Source organism: Oerskovia sp. USHLN155, assembly GCF_037145535.1.
GTDB classification, from domain to species: Bacteria; Actinomycetota; Actinomycetes; order Actinomycetales; family Cellulomonadaceae; genus Oerskovia; species Oerskovia rustica.
In genome coordinates, this window is record NZ_JBBCXG010000008.1 from 83,038 (window position 1) to 99,845 (window position 16,808).

Below are 16,808 nucleotides of genomic sequence, written 5' to 3' on the forward strand. Positions count from 1 at the left end.
CCACCGCACCCTGGGCACGCGTGGCACGGACCGCTACCCTCGCGACCAGTGCGCCCCCGCGTGGGGCCGCGCCACCACACGACCTCCAAGGACTCCCATGTCGAACGAACCCCGCCAGACCAAGGCCGACCGCCGCGACGCGGCCCGAGCCGAAGCCCTCGCGCTGCGCGAGGCCCAGGCCAAGCGCGACAAGCGCAACCGTGCGATCACCATCGGCGCCCTCGTCGGTGGGCTCGCCGTGCTCATCGGGGCCTTCCTCTGGGTCTTCATCCCCGCGATGAACCAGAAGGAAACCCAGAAGACCGCACCGCTCACGGGCGTCACGGCGCCCGCCACGGCCAACGACACGGGCGGCATCCCGGTCGGCGCGGACGGCGTCGCGGGAACCAGTACCGAGGGTGCCGTCGAGCTCGGCGTGTACTTCGACTACATGTGCCCCATCTGTGGTGACTTCGAGCAGGTCAACTCCGCCTCGATCGACGAGATGCGCGAGGCCGGAGACATCACCCTGGTGCAGCACCCGGTCGCGATCCTCGACCGCTACTCGTCCGGCAGCCAGTTCTCGACGCGCTCCGCCTCTGCGTCCGCGTACGTCGCCGAGCACGCCCCGGAGCAGTTCAACGCGTTCAACGAGGCGATGTTCGCCAACCAGCCCGAGGAGAACACCGCCGGCCTGACCGACGCGCAGATCGCGGAGATCGCCAAGGCTGCGGGCGTCCCGGCCGAAGTGGCCGACAAGATCGCTGCGGGCGACGCGGTCAAGGAGTTCGGCAAGTGGGCCGAGGGCGCGACCAACCTCGCCACGCAGAACCCCGACCTCGCCAACCCGAAGACCGGTGGCTTCGGCACACCGACCATCACGATCGACGGCAAGCGCTGGGACGGCAACTGGACCGACCCGGCCGAGCTCAAGAAGGCCGTCGAGGCCGCCAAGGGCTGATCCGCCCGGTCGGGGGCCGCCCCTGGCGAGGGACGGCCGCCGACCGCCCGCTCGTCCCGCGTCCACCGCACGCGCGGCACCCGGTAGGCTGTTCGCGCACCTCACGGTGCCGCTGCCCTCCGGGTGGCGTGCCGCCTTAGCTCAGCTGGTAGAGCACTCGCCTTGTAAGCGAAAGGTCGTCGGTTCGAACCCGACAGGCGGCTCCGGTCCCACCACGAAGGCCGGCGTCCCGCAGCACGAGCTGCGGGACGCCGGCCTTCGTCGTCGAGACGGACGGGTGCCGAACCCGACGTCGGCCGGCCGGCTCGGCCCCGTTGCCCGACGAACCTCGGTTTCGGCACCCGTCGGGGCTACGGCGACTGCACCGGCGTCAGCGCGGGGGCCTTGGGCTCGCGCAGGTCGCCCGAGGAGTGGCCCCGCAGGCGCCGCGTCGCCCACGGGTACACGTGCACCCGCACCCACTCGGCGTTCTGCCGGGCGCGGTCGAGGAGCGGGACGGGCGGGAGGGGAGCCAGCGGGTCGTCCCACGTGGCGTCGTCGGGCGTCTGCCCCAGGCCCACGAGCGCGGCCTGCGCGACGCGACGGTGCCCGTCGGGCGTGAGGTGGATGCGGTCCTCGGACCACATGCGCCAGTCGTGCAACGACGCCATGCCCCACAGGTCCAGGACGTGCGCGCCGTGGCGGCGCGCGATCGACCAGATGTGCGTGTTGAACACCCCCACGCGCCCGCGCGTGAGGCCCACGAGCGGTGAGCCCGACGTGTCGAACCCCGTGCCCAGCAGGACGTCGATGCCCTCGGCGCGCAGCCGCCCGACCGCGTGGTCCAGGTTGCGGGCCAGGCGGTCGACGTCGGCCGCGGGGCGCAGGATGTCGTTGCCGCCGCCGATGAGGCTCACCAGGTCGGGCTTGAGCGCGAGCGCTGCCGGCACCTGCTCCGAGAGGATCGAGCGCAGGAGGCGACCGCGGATCGCGAGGTTGGCGTACTCGAGCGGGGCCTGGCCTGCGGCGCTGCGTCGCGTCGACAGGTGCCCTGCGAGGAGGTCGGCCCAGCCGCGCTGGCGGTCCGGGTCGTTCGGGTAGGGGTCCCAGAGTCCTTCCGTGAACGAGTCGCCGATCGCGACGTAGCTGGCCCAGCGGGGCGCGTTCTCATCGTCAGGGTGCGAGGTGGTCACGGGTCCATTGTGTGACACGCGGCGCGCTGCGTCCCGCGAGATCCCCGGCGGCGCAGCGCGGCCCCGGTGGCGTGGCGCGGTCGTCCGAGGCGATACGGGCCGGGCGCGTCAGGTCGTCGGCAGCGTCCAGTCCACCGGCGCCGACCCCTGGGCCACGAGCAGCTCGTTGACCCGCGAGAAGGGCCGCGACCCGAAGAACCCGCGGCGAGCCGACAGCGGGCTCGGGTGCGCGCTCTCGACGACCGGGGTGTCGCCCAGGAGGGGCTTGAGCGTCGCGGCGTCGCGTCCCCAGAGGATCGCGACGAGCGGCTGGTCGCGGGCCACGAGCGCGCGGATGGCAGCCTCGGTGATGGCCTCCCATCCCTTGCGGCGGTGCGAGCCGGTGTCGCCGGCGCCGACCGTCAGGACCCTGTTGAGCAGCATGACGCCCTGGTCGCTCCACGCGGACAGGTCGCCGTGCACGGGCGTGGGGGCGCCGAGGTCGGTCGCCATCTCGGCGTAGATGTTCTGGAGGGAGCGGGGGACGGGGCGTACGTGCGGCTGGACGGAGAAGGACAGGCCCATCGCGTGCCCCGGGGTCGGGTAGGGGTCCTGGCCCACGATCAGGACGCGCACGTCGGCCAGCGGACGCTGGAAGGCGCGCAGGATGTCCGACGGCGCGGGCTGGTACGGGCGTCCGGCCGCGGTCTCGGCGCGCAGGAAGTCGCCCACGGCCCGGAGCTGGGGCTCGACGGGGGCCAGCGCCTCGGCCCAGTCCGGGGCCATGATCTCGGCGAGCGGACGGTGGGTGTCCTCGGACGTGCCGTGGGGCACGGCGGCCGGGACGGTGGGGCCGGGAGCGGAGGACGGGGCCTGCTCGAGGGACCCCGAGGTCGGTGGCGTCGCGAAGGTGTTCACGCGGCGAGGGTACGCGAGCGGGTGAATGACACCGATGTGGTTCGCGCGTAGGCTGGTGCGGTCCAGGTGCCCGCCCCTCCGGAGCGGGTCGCGTCCCGACGAGTGAGGATCCCGCCCATGAGCGAAGCGTTCGCCGCGACCGAGCACCTCGACGCGCCCACCGGGACGGACGACGCGCCCGTCGAGGAATCGGGGCTCTCGGCCCGTGACCAGGAGATTCTCGCCTTCGAGCGTCAGTGGTGGAAGTACGCCGGGGCCAAGGAGCAGGCGGTGCGTGAGCTCTTCGACATGACCGCGACGCGCTACTACCAGGCGCTCAACACCCTGATCGACTCGCCTGCGGCCCTCGCGCACGACCCCATGCTCGTCAAGCGCCTGCGTCGGATGCGGTCCACCCGGCAGCGTGCGCGGTCGGCCCGTCGCCTCGGCGACATTTAGTCGCTGGGCCAAGTCGGGCTAACCTGTCGCCGTGAGCAAGAGCGATTACCCCTACGCGCCTGACGAGTTCGACGTCCCCGCGCCCGAGGGCGCACCCGTGGGGGTCTATCGCGCTCCGCGCAGCGGCTGGAGCAAGACGTGGCCCTTCCTCCTCGTCGCGGTGATCTTCGCGGGTCTCGCGGTCGGAGGGGTCGCCGCGATCTCCGGCGGGCTCGGCCAGAAGTCCCCGGCGGAGGCCGACAAGCCCGCGGCGGAGCAGCCGGCCGACGGTGCGGCTGCTGAGGAGCCTCCGGCCGCGGAGGAGCCTGCGGACACGGAAGAGCCCCCCGCCGCGGAGGAGCCTGCAGCCACGGAGGAACCGCCCGCGGACCCCGCCACGGACCTCACGGCCCTGCTCGCAGCCGCGGACAAGGGCGCGTACGTCCGGGTCCTGAACGACGGCGGGCCCGCCGGCGAGGCGCGGACCGGCAAGGACGCGCTGGACGCCAAGGGGTTCACCAAGACCAAGGCCGAGGACTACCCCGGCGACTCCGGGCTCACGGCGACCACCGTCTGGTACACCGAGAACCGCAAGGAGACGGCGACGGCCGTCGCAGCGATCCTCGGCATCCCGGCCGAGCAGGTGACCCAGGCGCAGGTGCGCGAGGGGGACGTGGTCGTCGTCGTGAAGTCGGCCCTCGCGCCCGCTTCCTGATCGCCCGGTCCCGCTTCCGGCCCCTGCTTTCCTCGTGTGACCTCTGCCACTAGGCTCGACCCCACCACGGGGCGTCCGATGCTCCGATGCTCGCATCCGGTTCGTACGCACGAGGAGACGTCGATGGCACAGGGCACCGTCAAGTGGTTCAACGCCGAGAAGGGCTTCGGGTTCATCACCCCGGCCTCGGGCGGGCCGGACCTCTTCGTCCACTACAGCTCGATCCAGAGCGACGGCTACCGGTCGCTCGACGAGGGGCAGCAGGTCGAGTACGAGCAGGGGCAGGGTCAGAAGGGCCCCCAGGCCGAGCAGGTGCGCGCGCTCTGAGCGCCGTGACCCCGGCCCGGCACCTGACCGAGGTGGACGTCGTCGTCGTCGGGTCGGGTCCCAACGGGCTCGCAGCCGCGGTGACGTGCGCCAGGGCCGGGCTGTCCGTGCGCGTCCTGGAGGCGCAGCCCACGGTGGGCGGGGGGTCGCGCACGCTGGACCTCGGGCTGGCCGAGGGCATGCTCCACGACATCTGCTCTGCGGTGCACCCCATGGCGTGGGCGTCGCCGTTCTTCCAGGCGTTCGACCTGCCGTCGCGCGGGGTCGAGCTGCTCGTGCCGGAGGTCTCGTACGCGCAACCCCTGCCAGGCGGCCGCGCGGGGATCGCCTACCGGGACCTCGACCGGACGGTCGACGGTCTGGGGCCCGACGGCGCCGCCTGGCGCTCGCTCCTCGGCTCGCTGTCCCGGCAGCCCGGGCACGCGGTCGCGACGGCGCTCGGTGACAAGCGCAGCGTCCCCGCGGGTCTCCTTCCGCGCGGGATCCCGACCGCGGCTCGTTTCGGCCTCGGTGTCCTCGAGCAGGGCACGAGCATGTGGGACCGGCGTTTCGTGGGGGACGTCGCACCGGCGCTCCTCACCGGGGTCGCCGCGCACGGGATCGCCCCCATGCCCTCGCTCGCGTCGGCCGGGGTCGCGATGCTCCTCGCCTCCCTCGCGCACACCGAGGGCGGCTGGCCGATCCCCCGTGGGGGGTCGGGAGCGATCGTGACCGCTCTCGTCGCGGACCTCGAGGCGCACGGTGGCCAGGTCGTGACCGACCACCCGGTCCGCTCGGAGTCGGACCTGCCTCCGGCGCGCGCGATCATCTTCGACACGACCCCGCGCACGGTCGTCGAGGTCTTCGGGTCCCGCCTGACCGGCCGGGCCGCGCGTGCGCTCACCGCGTTCCCCTACGGCAACGCGGCGGCCAAGGTCGACTTCGTCCTGCGCGGGCCGGTGCCGTGGCAGCACGCCGACGTCGGACGAGCGGGGACCGTCCACGTGGGTGGTACGCGCGCGGAGATGGCCGCAGCCGAGGCCGCGGTCGCGGCCGGCACGCATGCCGAGCGTCCCATGGTCCTGGTGAGCGACCCCACGGTCGTCGACCCGTCACGCGGCGTGGGGGGCCTGCGGCCCCTGTGGGCGTACGCGCACGTCCCCGCCGGCTCCACGCTCGACGTCACCGAGGCGATCACGGCACAGATCGAACGGTTCGCGCCCGGCTTCCGCGACGTCGTCGTGACCTCGCGCTGCGTGCCTGCCGCGCGCATGAGCGAGCACAACGCCAACTACGTGGGTGGGGACATCGCGGCGGGGACGGTCAGCCTGTGGCGCGTGATCGCCCGCCCGACGGCGCGCCTCGACCCGTACGCGACCGGACTCGACGGGGTCTACCTCTGCTCGGCCTCCACGCCCCCCGGCCCCGGGGTCCACGGGCTCGGCGGCTGGTACGCGGCACGGCGCGTGCTGCACCGCGAGTTCGACGTGCCGCACCCGCCACGACTGGCGCCCTGACGGGGGCACGGTGGCGGCGCCGACGGGCCGGATCGCTCGTGAGGACTCGGGGGGCCCGGGACCTCCCGGCCGGACGCGGCCGGGCGGGGCTCAGGGAAGCGCAGCGTCCGCAGCCCGCTGGTCCTCGAGCTCGACGAGCGTCAGCACCACGAGTGCCGAGCTCCACGTGAGCGGGGCGACCGCCGCAGGAGAACCGTCCGCGAGGACCTTCTCCGGGATCGCGCCCGAGGCCGTCCGATGGGTGTCGAGCCAGTCGAGCCAGCTCTCCGCGGCCTCGACCTCGCCGGTCGAAGCACCGGCCAGCGCGAAGAGGGCGGTCTGGGGCGTCCACGAGATGCCGTCGGTGCGCCAGCCCGCACCAGGTGCCACCCCGCCGGCGGGCCGGAGCATCGACATGACCGACGACCGCCACGCCTCGTCGGCCCCCTCGAGGGCTGTGGGCTGGAAGGGAGGCAGGGCGAACGTCGTCGCCGCGTCCTGGGGGCCGCCGGACGCGTGCCGCGGGTAGCCCTGCGGGCCGAAGCGCTCCTCGATCGCCGTGCGCAGCCGCGCGGCGGCGCGGGCGGCGTCAGCCGCAGACGCCCACTGCTCACCGTCGGCGTAGATCGATCGGGCCGCCTCGAGGCCCGCGAGCAGGGGGGCCGCGGTGCCGAGCGTGAGCTCGGTCGGGTGGACCTCCCAGTAGTCGCTCGACGGCGGGGGCAGCGCGGTGTCCTCGTCGAGGATGCCCAGGACGTAGCTCGTCGACGCGTCGACGAGCGGGGCGAGCCGCTCGCGCGCTGCCGCACGGTCCTGGGGGGCCTCGAGCTCGTCGAGCACGGTCCAGGCGGACCACAGTGCCCACCCGTTGCCGTCGGACTGGCCGCCCCGGTCGTCGGGCACGCCCGAGGCGTCTGGCAGGTAGCGCGCCTGGAACGATCCGTCGGCCTCCTGGACCGACCGGAGGAAGTCCAGCACTCGCAGAGCGTCGTCCACGTGCCCGGTGCGTGCGTAGGCCGCCGCCGTGAAGGACGCGTCCCGGGGCCAGACGAAGCGCCACCTCGGGGAGGGGGCGGCGAGCGAGGCGCCGTTCTCGAGCGTCATGGCGTGCAGGTCGAGCAGCGCGTCCTCCCCGAGAGCGGCGAACCGGGTGCCCTTGCCGGGGAGGTCCCCCTCGGCGAGCCAGGCCCTGGAGACGCTGGCTGCACGCTCGGCGGCCTCCGCGTCCAGGAGCCGGTCCGCCGTGAGGGGGGAGCCGGCGATCACCGTGAGGCGGTCGACCTCGCCGTCGGCCGGATCGAGGCTGCCGGCGGGCAGCGCCGGGCTGAGCGCGGCGGGGTCGAGGACGCGGCTGCCATCGAGGTAGGTGGCCGCCATGCCGTCCGGGAGGCGGAGCAGGGAGCCGTCCTCGGCCGTCGCGACGCCGTCCTGGTAGAGGTCGACGTGGACGTCGGTCGGCAGGGGGACGGGGGTGGCGCCCACGGTCACGAGCACCACGACAGGGGCGATCGCTGCTCCGAGCACCGCCAGTCGCCACCGCGTCGTCGCGAACCTCACACTGCGCATCCTAGGACGAGCCGGACGCTCGCTGTTCCGCTGCGGGCGATAGGGGGCACCTGGCCTTGCACTCGCCCCTGCCGAGTGCCAATAATGGCGTTAGCACTCTCGGTATGAGAGTGACAGGTTTCTCTGGTCGTCAGGTGAGGCCCGCGAGTCGGCGTGACATGAACGCCGACGTGCGCGAGCCGTCCGTCGCGGGCGCCGACCGACCGTCACACGCCACCAGCGGAGGATCAATCCCCATGGCAAAGATCATCGCCTTCAACGAGGAGGCTCGTCGCGGGATGGAGCGCGGGCTCAACGTCCTCGCCGACACCGTGAAGGTCACGCTCGGCCCCAAGGGCCGCAACGTCGTCCTCGACAAGAAGTGGGGCGCGCCCACCATCACCAACGATGGTGTGAGCATCGCCAAGGAGATCGAGCTCGACGACCCGTACGAGAAGATCGGTGCGGAGCTCGTCAAGGAGGTCGCCAAGAAGACCGACGACGTCGCGGGTGACGGCACCACCACCGCGACCGTGCTCGCCCAGGCGCTCGTGCGCGAGGGCCTGCGCAACGTCGCGGCCGGCTCGAACCCGATCGCCCTCAAGCGCGGCATCGAGAAGGCGGTCGAGGCCGTCACGGCCCAGCTGCTCGTCGCCGCCAAGGAGATCGAGACCAAGGAAGAGATCGCCGCCACGGCCGCGATCTCGGCCGGTGACCCCGCGATCGGCGAGCTCATCGCCGAGGCCCTCGACAAGGTGGGCAAGGAAGGCGTCATCACCGTCGAGGAGTCGAACACGTTCGGCCTCGAGCTCGAGCTCACCGAGGGCATGCGCTTCGACAAGGGCTTCCTCGCCCGCTACTTCGAGACCGACCCCGAGCGTCAGGAAGCGGTCCTCGAGGACCCGTACGTCCTGATCGTCGAGTCGAAGATCTCGAACGTCAAGGACCTGCTGCCGCTGCTCGACCAGGTCATGAAGGCCGGCCGCAGCCTCCTCATCATCGCCGAGGACGTCGAGGGCGAGGCCCTGGCCACCCTCGTGCTGAACAAGATCCGTGGCACGTTCAAGTCCGTCGCCGTCAAGGCTCCGGGCTTCGGCGACCGCCGCAAGGCCATGCTGCAGGACATCGCGATCCTCACCGGTGGCCAGGTCATCTCCGAGACGGTCGGCCTCAAGCTGGAGACCGCGACCCTCGACCTGCTCGGCCAGGCTCGCAAGGTCGTCGTCACCAAGGACGAGACCACGATCGTCGAGGGTGCCGGCGACGCCGACCTCATCGCGGGTCGCGTGAACCAGATCCGTTCCGAGATCGAGAAGTCGGACTCCGACTACGACCGCGAGAAGCTCCAGGAGCGCCTCGCCAAGCTCGCCGGTGGTGTCGCTGTCATCAAGGCCGGCGCCGCGACCGAGGTGGAGCTCAAGGAGCGCAAGCACCGCATCGAGGACGCCGTCCGCAACGCGAAGGCTGCCGTCGAGGAGGGCATCGTCGCCGGTGGTGGCGTGGCCCTCATCCAGGCCGGCGCCGTCGCGTTCGAGACCGCTGCCATCACCGACCTGGTCGGCGACGAGGCGACCGGTGCGCAGATCGTGCGCGCCGCGATCGACGCCCCGCTCAAGCAGATCGCGATCAACGCCGGTCTCGAGGGTGGCGTCGTGGCCGAGAAGGTCCGCAACCTCCCCTCGGGCCACGGCCTGAACGCCGCGACCGGCGTCTACGAGGACCTGCTCGCCGCAGGCGTCAACGACCCGGTCAAGGTCACGCGCTCCGCGCTGCAGAACGCCGCGTCCATCGCAGCGCTCTTCCTCACGACCGAAGCGGTCGTCGCGGACAAGCCGGAGAAGAACCAGCCGATGCCGGGCGGCGACGGCGGCATGGGCGGCATGGACTTCTGATCCGTCCGCTCGTGCGGTCGGGCTCGTAGGAGCCCGCGCAGCTCGACATGAAGGGCCGTCCGGCCAGGGAGTCCGGGGCGGGCCGGCCCGCGGGGGGGGGGGGGGGGGTCCACGGCACCCGCGAACGAGATGGCAGATTGTCGGCATCTGTCCGTTCCGTGGACGACTCTTCCCCTGCGGGTGAAGTCTGTGCTTAGGTCTACCTCAGTGAGGGAAGGTTTACCTAACTCATTCAACTAACTCGCTTCATACACCTGGCTCTGGGGGGACCATGGGACTGCCGACGATCGCCGCCTACGACGGCCCGGCACCGCACGAGTACCCGAGCAACCGCGTGACGTGGCAGGTCGACCCTGCCCGTGCGGTGCTCCTCGTGCACGACATGCAGCAGTACTTCGTGAACGCGTTCGACCCGGCGTCGCCCGCACTGCGGGACGCCGTCCACAACATCTCGCGGCTCGCCACGACGGCGCGCGAGCTCGGCGTCCCGGTCGTCCTGACCGCCCAGCCGCCCGCGCAGCGCCCCGCCGACCGGGGTCTGCTCACCGACTTCTGGGGTCCGGGCATCCCGGACGACGGGTCGGACGTCGTGATCGACGAGCTCGCCCCGCAGCCGGGGGACACCGTGCTGACCAAGTGGCGCTACGACGCGTTCGTGCGCACCGGGCTGCGTGACCTCCTGCGTGAGCAGGGGCGCGACCAGCTCGTCGTGACGGGCGTCTACGCGCACATCGGGTGCCTCGTCACGGCGTGCGACGCGTTCATGCACGACGTCCAGCCGTTCCTCGTCGGCGACGCCGTCGCGGACTTCTCGCTCGCCCACCACCGTCAGGCCCTCGCGTGGGCGGCGGACCGGTGCGCCGTCGTCGGGACGACGGACGACGTGCTGACCCATCTCAGGGCGCGCGTCCCCGCGGTGGCGGGGGCATGAGCACGCGCGTGGCTCTCGTGACCGGTGCCGCGGGCGGCATCGGGGCCGCGGTCGTGGACGCGCTCGCGGCGCAGGGCTACGTGGTCGTCGCGGGAGACCTCGACGGCACGGTCCCGACGGCGCCGCTCGGCAAGGTCGCGGCCGGCCAGGTCGTCCCGGCGCGCCTCGACGTGACCGACGAGCAGGACGTCGTGCGCGTGGTCCGCTGGGTCGAGGCCGAGATCGGTCCGCTCGAGGTCCTCGTGAACGCCGCCGGTGTCCTGCACCCCGGCGTCGTGACCGAGTCCACGCTCGCGGACTGGCAGCGCATGCTCGCGGTCAACGCGACGGGCGTCTATCTCGTCTCGCGCGAGGTCGCGCGACGTCTGTCCGAGCGTCGGCGGGGCGCGATCGTCACGGTCGCGTCGAACGCCGCAGGCGTCCCGCGCGTCGGGATGGCGGCGTACGCGGCCTCGAAGGCCGCGGCGTCGAGCCTGACCCGGTCGCTCGGCCTCGAGCTCGCGCCCTACGGGGTGCGCTGCAACGTGGTCTCGCCGGGCTCGACCCGCACGCCCATGCTCGCGGCGATCGCCGGGTCGCCGGGGCCGGACGACCTCCGGGTCCTCGACGACCTGGCCGAGGCCCGCGTCGTCGCCGGGGTGCCGGAGGACTTCCGGCTCGGCATCCCGCTCGGACGGCTCGCCGAGGTGCAGGACGTGGCCGACGCCGTCGCCTTCCTGGTCTCGGACGCGGCCCGGCACATCACGGTGCACGAGCTCGTGGTCGACGGCGGCGCCACGCTCCGCTGACCGGCCCCACCCACCCCCCCCTGCGTCATCAGCACGACCTCTCGCACGTCCTCCTGCGGACGACCGCGCAGGCTCACGAACCCCATCGACACCGAGGACGCCTCATGACCGGCTTCACCGTGCTCGACGACCCGACAGGTACCGCGGTCGTGCTCGACACGGCGCACGCGCGCCGCCGCTCCCGGGCCACCGGGACCACCGCTCCCGCCGGAGCGCCCGACGACGACGCCCCCCTCGGGCACGCCGAGTTCCGTCTCGCGTCGCCCGACGTGGGCCTCGTGGCACACGGTGTGCGCGAGCGCCTCGACGTGCCGTCGTGGGACGGCCCGACGGTCGCGGCCGCCGCACGCGACCTGCTCGCCCGAGCGGCCTCGGCACGCTGGGCCGGCGAGCCCGCGCCCATCCTCGTGGGCACGATCCCGTTCGACTCCTCGCGTCCCGCGCACCTCGTCGTCCCGGCGCACCAGTCGTGGCGGCCCGTGGGAGCCGGGCACGGCGACCAGAGCGACCGGAGGGACCAGAGCCACCAGGACGATCCCGGACCGTCCAGCACGGTCCCCGCGCCGGCGGCCGACGGCGAGCCTGCAGCGGGACCGGTCCGCTCCGCGCCGACGGACCCCGCCGGGCCCACGGCCCTGCCCGGACGCGACGACGTGGTCTTCCGCGCCGCCGTCGGGCGGGCCGTGTCCCAGCTCGAGGACGGCGTGGCCGAGAAGGTCGTCCTGGCGCGCACCCTCGACGTGTCCGCGCCGGGCCTGCTCGACCGGCGCGCGGTGCGCGCCGCGATGCGACGCGCGAACCCCGACGCGTACGTGTTCGACGTCGAGCTGCCCGGTGACCAGGGGCACCTGGTCGGGGCGAGCCCCGAGCTCCTGGTCTCGGTGCGCGACGGCGTGCTGCACAGCCACCCGCTCGCGGGGTCGGCGCCGCGCTCTGCCGACCCCGAGGAGGACCGCGCGACCGCGCAGCGGCTCCTGACGTCCGAGAAGGACCTGCGCGAGCACGCGTTCGTGACCGACGCGATCCGCGAGGTGCTGCGCACGTACGTCGCCCACGAGGACGACCTGGACGTGCCGGCGACCCCGGAGCTCGTCGCGACGTCGCACCTGTGGCACCTGGGCACGCCCATCAGCGCCCGCCTGAAGCCGGGTGTCTCGGTGCTCGACGTCGTCTACGCGCTGCACCCCACGCCGGCGGTCTGCGGGCACCCGCAGGCCGCCGCGCGCGAGCTCATCGGCTCGCTCGAACCGTTCGACCGCGGCTTCTACACGGGCCTCGTCGGCTGGGCGGACCAGGCCGGGAACGGCGAGTGGGCGATCGTGCTGCGCTGCGGCGTGGTGCGCGGCGCGGACGTGCGGCTCTTCGCGGGGGCGGGCGTCGTCGTCGGGTCCACGCCCGAGGGCGAGCACGCCGAGACCGCGGTGAAGTTCTCGACGCTGCTGTCCGCGCTGGGGAGCGTGTCGTGACCGCCGCCCCACGGGTGCGTCCAGCGCCCCACGTGCTCGACGGCGTCGTGCCGGTCCCCGCCGAGGCCGCGGACCGCTACCGCGCGGCCGGGTTCTGGACCGACCAGACGCTCGGCTCGCTCGTGCGCGGCGCCGCGGCCGCACGGCCCGACGCGACCGCGCTCGTCGACGCGGCCCGCAGCCTGACCTACACGGACCTGGACCACGCGGCCGACGACCTCGCGCACGGCTTCGCGGCGCTCGGGCTGCGCCGGGGCGACCGCGTCGTCGTGCAGCTGCCGAGCGCGAGCGAGCTGGTCGAGGTGCTCGTCGCGCTCGGCCGCTCGGGCATCGTGCCGGTCCTCGCGCTGCCCGCGCACCGGCGGGCCGAGGTCGAGTACTTCGCGGCGCACACGGGCGCCGTCGCGCTCGTGGTCGGCGGCGTCGAGGCGGGCTTCGACCACGCGGCCCTCGCCCGAGAGGTCGCCGCGGCCGTGGCCTCGGTGCGGCACGTCGTCGTGGGCGCGCCCCCTGCGGCGCACGGCGAGCAGCCGGACGCACCCAGCCCGTTCACCGCCCACTCCCTCGACGACCTGCGCCGGGCCGACCTGACCGCGGTCCGCGGCCCCTTCGAGGACGCCGCCCACCCGGCCGACGTCGTGCTCCTGCAGCTCTCGGGCGGGACCACGGGCACGCCCAAGCTCATCCCGCGCACGCACGCCGACTACCTGTACTCGGTGCGGGAGAGCGCCCGGATCTGCGGCCTCGGCCCGGGCTCGGTGTACCTCGCGACGCTGCCCGTCGCGCACAACTACGCCCTGACGTCGCCCGGCGTGCTCGGGGTCCTGCACGCGGGCGGGACCGTCGTCCTGTCCCCGCACGGCGCCCCGGACACCGCGTTCGCGCTCGTCGAGCGGCACCGTGTCACGCATGTCGCCCTCGTGCCGCCGCTCGCGCACGTCTGGGCCGCGTCGCCGCTCGTCGCAGCGTACGACCTCTCCTCGCTCGAGGTCCTCCAGGTCGGGGGAGCCAAGCTGGGGACGAGCGCGGCCGAGCGCCTGCTCGACGTCTTCGGGGACACGCTCCAGCAGGTCTTCGGCATGGCCGAGGGGCTCGTCTGCTACACCCGGGCGGGCGACCCGCGCGAGGTCGTCGTCGGGACCCAGGGACGGCCGATCTCTCCCGCCGACGAGGTCCTCGTCGTGGACGACGACGACCGCCCGGTCGGCGACGGGCACCCCGGGCACCTGCTGACCCGCGGCCCCTACACGATCCGCGGCTACTACCGGGCGCCCGAGCACGACGCCCGCGCGTTCACGGCCGACGGCTTCTACCGCACGGGCGACCTGGTGGTGCGCGACGCCGCGGGGTACCTCACGGTCGTCGGGCGCGCGAAGGAGCAGATCAACCGCGGGGGCGAGAAGATCGCCCCCGCCGAGGTCGAGAACCACCTGCGCGCCCACCCCGACGTGCTCGACGCGAGCGTCGTCGGCGAGCCCGACGAGTACCTGGGCGAGCGCGCGACCGCGCGCGTCGTCGCCCGGCCCGGAACGGCAGCCCCGACCGGCCCGGTGCTGCGCCGGTTCCTGCGCGAGCGCGGCATCGCCGCCTACAAGATCCCCGACCGCTTCGAGACCGTCGAGGCGCTCGCCACCACCGCGGTCGGCAAGGTCGACCGCGCCCACCCGGCCCCCGCTCCCGCGGCCGCCGGCACCGAACCCCAGCCGTGGAGCACGCGATGAGCAACCCGTCCCGCACGCAGGACCCCAACCGCACGGCGCACGACGTGGACGTCGACGTCCTGGGCCTCGGCTTCGGGCCGTCGAACATGGCGCTCGCGATCGCGGTCGAGGAGCACAACGCGACGTCCGACGAACCGCTGCGCGCGGTCTTCCACGAGCGTCAGGCGACCTCGCGCTGGCACCACGGGATGCTCTTCGAGGACGCGCACATGCAGGTCGCGTTCGCCAAGGACCTCGTGACGCTGCGCAACCCCACGAGCGACTACTCGTTCCTCGCGTTCCTGCACGAGCAGGGCCGCCTGGTCGACTTCCTCAACCGGGGCAGCTTCGCGCCGTTGCGCGTCGAGTTCGCGGCCTACCTGCGCTGGGCCGCGGCCCGCCTCGCGGGGTTCACGCGCTACGGCTCGTCGGTCGAGTCCGTGACGCCCGTGCGCGACGACGGTCGGGTCGTCGCGTTCGACGTCATGGTCGCGGGCGAGCACGGCCCGAGCACGACCAGGGCCCGCGACGTCGTCGTCGCCGCAGGTCTGCAGCCCCGGCTCCCGGCGGGAGTCGTCGAGTCCGGTCGGGTCTGGCACAACCAGCGCTACCTCGACCGCGTCGCGCTGGTCGACCACGACGTGCGCCGCGCCGTGGTCGTGGGCGCGGGGCAGAGCGCGGCCGAGATCATGATCGACCTCTACGACCGGTTCCCCGGGGCCGAGGTCCACTCGGTGTCGCGCCGCTACGGCTTCTCGCCCTCGGACTCGACGCCCTACGCCAACTCGGTGTTCGACCCGGGCGCGGTCGACGTCTTCTACGACGCCCCGCCCGCCGGGCGCAAGCAGCTCATGGCGCACCACCGCAACACCAACTACTCGGTCGTCGCCGAGGACACCATCCGCACCCTGCACGAGCGGGAGTACCGCGACCGGTGGCTCGGTCGCGGGCGCCTGCACTGGCACCGCTGCACCGAGGTGCTCGACGTGCGGGACACCTCGGACGGCCCGATGGGCGGCCCGGGGGACGGCCCGGTGGCTCTGACGCTCGCCGAGAACCTCACGGGGACGACAGCCGTCCTCGACGCGGACCTCGTCGTGCTCGCCACGGGCTACCGCCCCCTGGACCCGGCGACGCTGCTCGGCGGCACGACCGACCTGCTCGGTCGCGACGCCGACGGGGCCCTGGACCTGTACCGCGACCACCGCGCCCGCCTCACCGAGCCCGCCGACGCCGGGCTCTACCTCGTGGGGCAGTCCGAGCACTCGCACGGTCTCAGCTCGACCCTGCTGTCCACGCTGGGCGTCCGCGCCGGAGAGGTGCTCGCGTCGGTCCTGGCCCGCCGGGCCGCCGGGGCCGCCGGGCTCCCCCCGGGCCAGACGGCCGGTGCGACGCGCGCGACGCCGTCGGGCGGCGTCCTGCCCGGCGGCACGGTCCTGCCCGACCCGCTGGTCGTCCGATGAGCCTCGCGACGACCGACCTGCGCGTCGGCTACGGCAAGCGCGACGTGCTCCAGGGCGTCGACCTCGAGATCCTCCAGGGCGAGCTCACGGTCATCGTCGGGCCCAACGGCTGCGGCAAGTCGACCCTGCTGCTGTCGCTCGCACGCATCCTGCGACCCACCTCGGGGACGGTCGAGCTCGACGGGCAGGTCGTCACGTCGATGCCTCCCCGAGAGGTCGCCAAGCGGCTCGCGTTCCTGCCGCAGGCCCCCGTCGGTCCCGACGGCATCCGGGTGCGCGACCTCGTGGCCCGCGGACGACACCCGCACCAGGGCTTCCTGCGGGCGCTGTCGGCCGAGGACCACCGGGTGATCGACGAGGTGCTCCTCGCCACGGACACGCTCGACCTGTCGACCCGGCGCGTGAGCGAGCTGTCCGGCGGGCAGCGCCAGCGTGTGTGGATCGCCATGGCGCTCGCGCAGGAGACGTCCCTGCTGCTGCTCGACGAGCCCACGACGTTCCTCGACATCGCGCACCAGATCGACGTCCTCGACACGTGCGCGCGCCTGCACGACGAGGGCCGCACGGTCGTCGCGGTCCTGCACGACCTCAACCTCGCCGTCCGGTACGCGACCCAGCTCGTCCTCATGAAGGACGGAGCGGTCGTGGCCCAGGGGCGCCCCGAGGAGGTCCTGGACGCCGACGTCGTCCGGCACGTGTTCGGGATCCGCGCCCACGTCGTGACCGACCCCGAGGGCTGGCCGCTCGTGGTCCCCGTCCGCTCCGACGTCCTGGCCAGGCGTTCGCCCGCGCGCACCAGCGCACCGCACCCCGCCGGAGGATCCGCATGACGCACCCGACCTCGACCATCACGCGCGAGCAGGCGCTCGCGGACCTCGCCGACGTCCTCGGCGCGGGCGGCTCGGCCGCGCACGAGATCGGGCTCGACGACGACCTGACCGACCACGGCCTCGACTCGGTGCGGCTCATGGCACTGCTCGAACGCTGGCGCGCCGCGGGCCGGCCGGTCGAGTTCGCCCAGGTCGCGGTCGAGCCCACGCTGCGCGGCTGTCTGCGCGCGCTGGGCGTCTCCGCCTGAGG

16 protein-coding genes and 1 tRNA gene are annotated in these 16,808 nt (G+C 73.7%); 14 read left to right on the forward strand and 3 right to left on the reverse strand.

What is annotated here, in order from left to right:
* Positions 1 to 97 precede the first annotated feature (97 nt).
* Together WFH32_RS12875 and WFH32_RS12880 are read left to right on the forward strand one after the other, a co-directional pair.
* Positions 98 to 940, forward strand: a complete 843-nt coding sequence (locus WFH32_RS12875) for a DsbA family protein (protein ID WP_191796601.1) — start codon at positions 98 to 100, stop codon at positions 938 to 940.
* 130 nt (positions 941 to 1,070) lie between these two features.
* Positions 1,071 to 1,143: transfer RNA gene (locus tag WFH32_RS12880), tRNA-Thr, on the forward strand.
* 147 nt (positions 1,144 to 1,290) lie between these two features.
* On the opposite strand, the gene WFH32_RS12885 is transcribed toward WFH32_RS12880, so the two are convergent.
* Positions 1,291 to 2,112: an SGNH/GDSL hydrolase family protein gene (locus WFH32_RS12885; RefSeq protein WP_336707746.1), complete on the reverse strand. Its 822-nt coding sequence runs from the start codon at positions 2,110 to 2,112 to the stop codon at positions 1,291 to 1,293.
* 108 nt (positions 2,113 to 2,220) lie between these two features.
* Positions 2,221 to 2,877, reverse strand: coding sequence for a uracil-DNA glycosylase (locus tag WFH32_RS12890; protein WP_442946341.1), 657 nt, complete (start codon positions 2,875 to 2,877; stop codon positions 2,221 to 2,223).
* 249 nt (positions 2,878 to 3,126) lie between these two features.
* Between WFH32_RS12890 and WFH32_RS12895 the strand changes: the two genes are divergently transcribed.
* From WFH32_RS12895 to WFH32_RS12910, 4 genes are all read left to right on the forward strand, one after another.
* Positions 3,127 to 3,447, forward strand: coding sequence for a DUF3263 domain-containing protein (locus tag WFH32_RS12895; protein ID WP_191796248.1), 321 nt, complete (start codon positions 3,127 to 3,129; stop codon positions 3,445 to 3,447).
* Positions 3,448 to 3,478: 31 nt separating this feature from the next.
* Positions 3,479 to 4,141: a LytR C-terminal domain-containing protein gene (locus WFH32_RS12900; RefSeq protein ID WP_191796249.1), complete on the forward strand. Its 663-nt coding sequence runs from the start codon at positions 3,479 to 3,481 to the stop codon at positions 4,139 to 4,141.
* Between the two features lie 123 nt (positions 4,142 to 4,264).
* Positions 4,265 to 4,468, forward strand: coding sequence for a cold-shock protein (locus WFH32_RS12905; protein ID WP_191796250.1), 204 nt, complete (start codon positions 4,265 to 4,267; stop codon positions 4,466 to 4,468).
* Positions 4,469 to 4,473: 5 nt separating this feature from the next.
* The gene (locus tag WFH32_RS12910; protein WP_318244114.1) at positions 4,474 to 5,964 is read left to right on the forward strand and encodes a phytoene desaturase family protein; all 1,491 of its coding nucleotides are present in this window, start codon (positions 4,474 to 4,476) and stop codon (positions 5,962 to 5,964) included.
* A gap of 90 nt (positions 5,965 to 6,054) precedes the next feature.
* Here WFH32_RS12910 and WFH32_RS12915 read toward each other — a convergent pair whose 3' ends face one another.
* Positions 6,055 to 7,509: a glycoside hydrolase family 15 gene (locus WFH32_RS12915; protein ID WP_442946338.1), complete on the reverse strand. Its 1,455-nt coding sequence runs from the start codon at positions 7,507 to 7,509 to the stop codon at positions 6,055 to 6,057.
* Positions 7,510 to 7,745: 236 nt separating this feature from the next.
* On the opposite strand from WFH32_RS12915, the gene groL reads away from it, so the two are divergent.
* The 8 genes from groL (at position 7,746) to WFH32_RS12955 (ending at position 16,806) form a co-directional block, all read left to right on the forward strand.
* A complete protein-coding gene (gene groL, locus WFH32_RS12920; RefSeq protein WP_138822894.1) occupies positions 7,746 to 9,380 on the forward strand; it encodes a chaperonin GroEL in 1,635 nt (544 codons plus the stop codon).
* Between the two features lie 271 nt (positions 9,381 to 9,651).
* Positions 9,652 to 10,311 (forward strand): isochorismatase family protein, encoded by a 660-nt coding sequence (locus WFH32_RS12925; RefSeq protein WP_336707751.1) that lies wholly within the window; start codon positions 9,652 to 9,654, stop codon positions 10,309 to 10,311.
* Positions 10,308 to 11,099 carry a 2,3-dihydro-2,3-dihydroxybenzoate dehydrogenase gene (locus WFH32_RS12930; RefSeq protein WP_336707752.1) on the forward strand — a complete coding sequence of 264 codons (792 nt, stop codon included), beginning with the start codon at positions 10,308 to 10,310 and terminating at the stop codon, positions 11,097 to 11,099. The genes WFH32_RS12925 and WFH32_RS12930 overlap by 4 nt, the downstream gene beginning before the upstream one ends.
* Positions 11,100 to 11,203: 104 nt before the next feature.
* Positions 11,204 to 12,565, forward strand: coding sequence for an isochorismate synthase (locus WFH32_RS12935; protein WP_336707753.1), 1,362 nt, complete (start codon positions 11,204 to 11,206; stop codon positions 12,563 to 12,565).
* A complete protein-coding gene (locus WFH32_RS12940) occupies positions 12,562 to 14,286 on the forward strand; it encodes a (2,3-dihydroxybenzoyl)adenylate synthase (protein WP_336707755.1) in 1,725 nt (574 codons plus the stop codon). The genes WFH32_RS12935 and WFH32_RS12940 overlap by 4 nt, the downstream gene beginning before the upstream one ends.
* On the forward strand, positions 14,283 to 15,728 hold the full coding sequence (locus WFH32_RS12945; protein WP_336707757.1) for a lysine N(6)-hydroxylase/L-ornithine N(5)-oxygenase family protein: 1,446 nt from the start codon (positions 14,283 to 14,285) through the stop codon (positions 15,726 to 15,728). The genes WFH32_RS12940 and WFH32_RS12945 overlap by 4 nt, the downstream gene beginning before the upstream one ends.
* Complete coding sequence (locus WFH32_RS12950; protein ID WP_336707758.1) at positions 15,725 to 16,558, forward strand: ABC transporter ATP-binding protein; 834 nt, start codon at positions 15,725 to 15,727, stop codon at positions 16,556 to 16,558. The genes WFH32_RS12945 and WFH32_RS12950 overlap by 4 nt, the downstream gene beginning before the upstream one ends.
* Entirely contained in the window at positions 16,555 to 16,806 is a 252-nt protein-coding gene (locus tag WFH32_RS12955) for a phosphopantetheine-binding protein (protein ID WP_191796257.1), read from the forward strand. The genes WFH32_RS12950 and WFH32_RS12955 overlap by 4 nt, the downstream gene beginning before the upstream one ends.
* Positions 16,807 to 16,808: the final 2 nt, after the last annotated feature.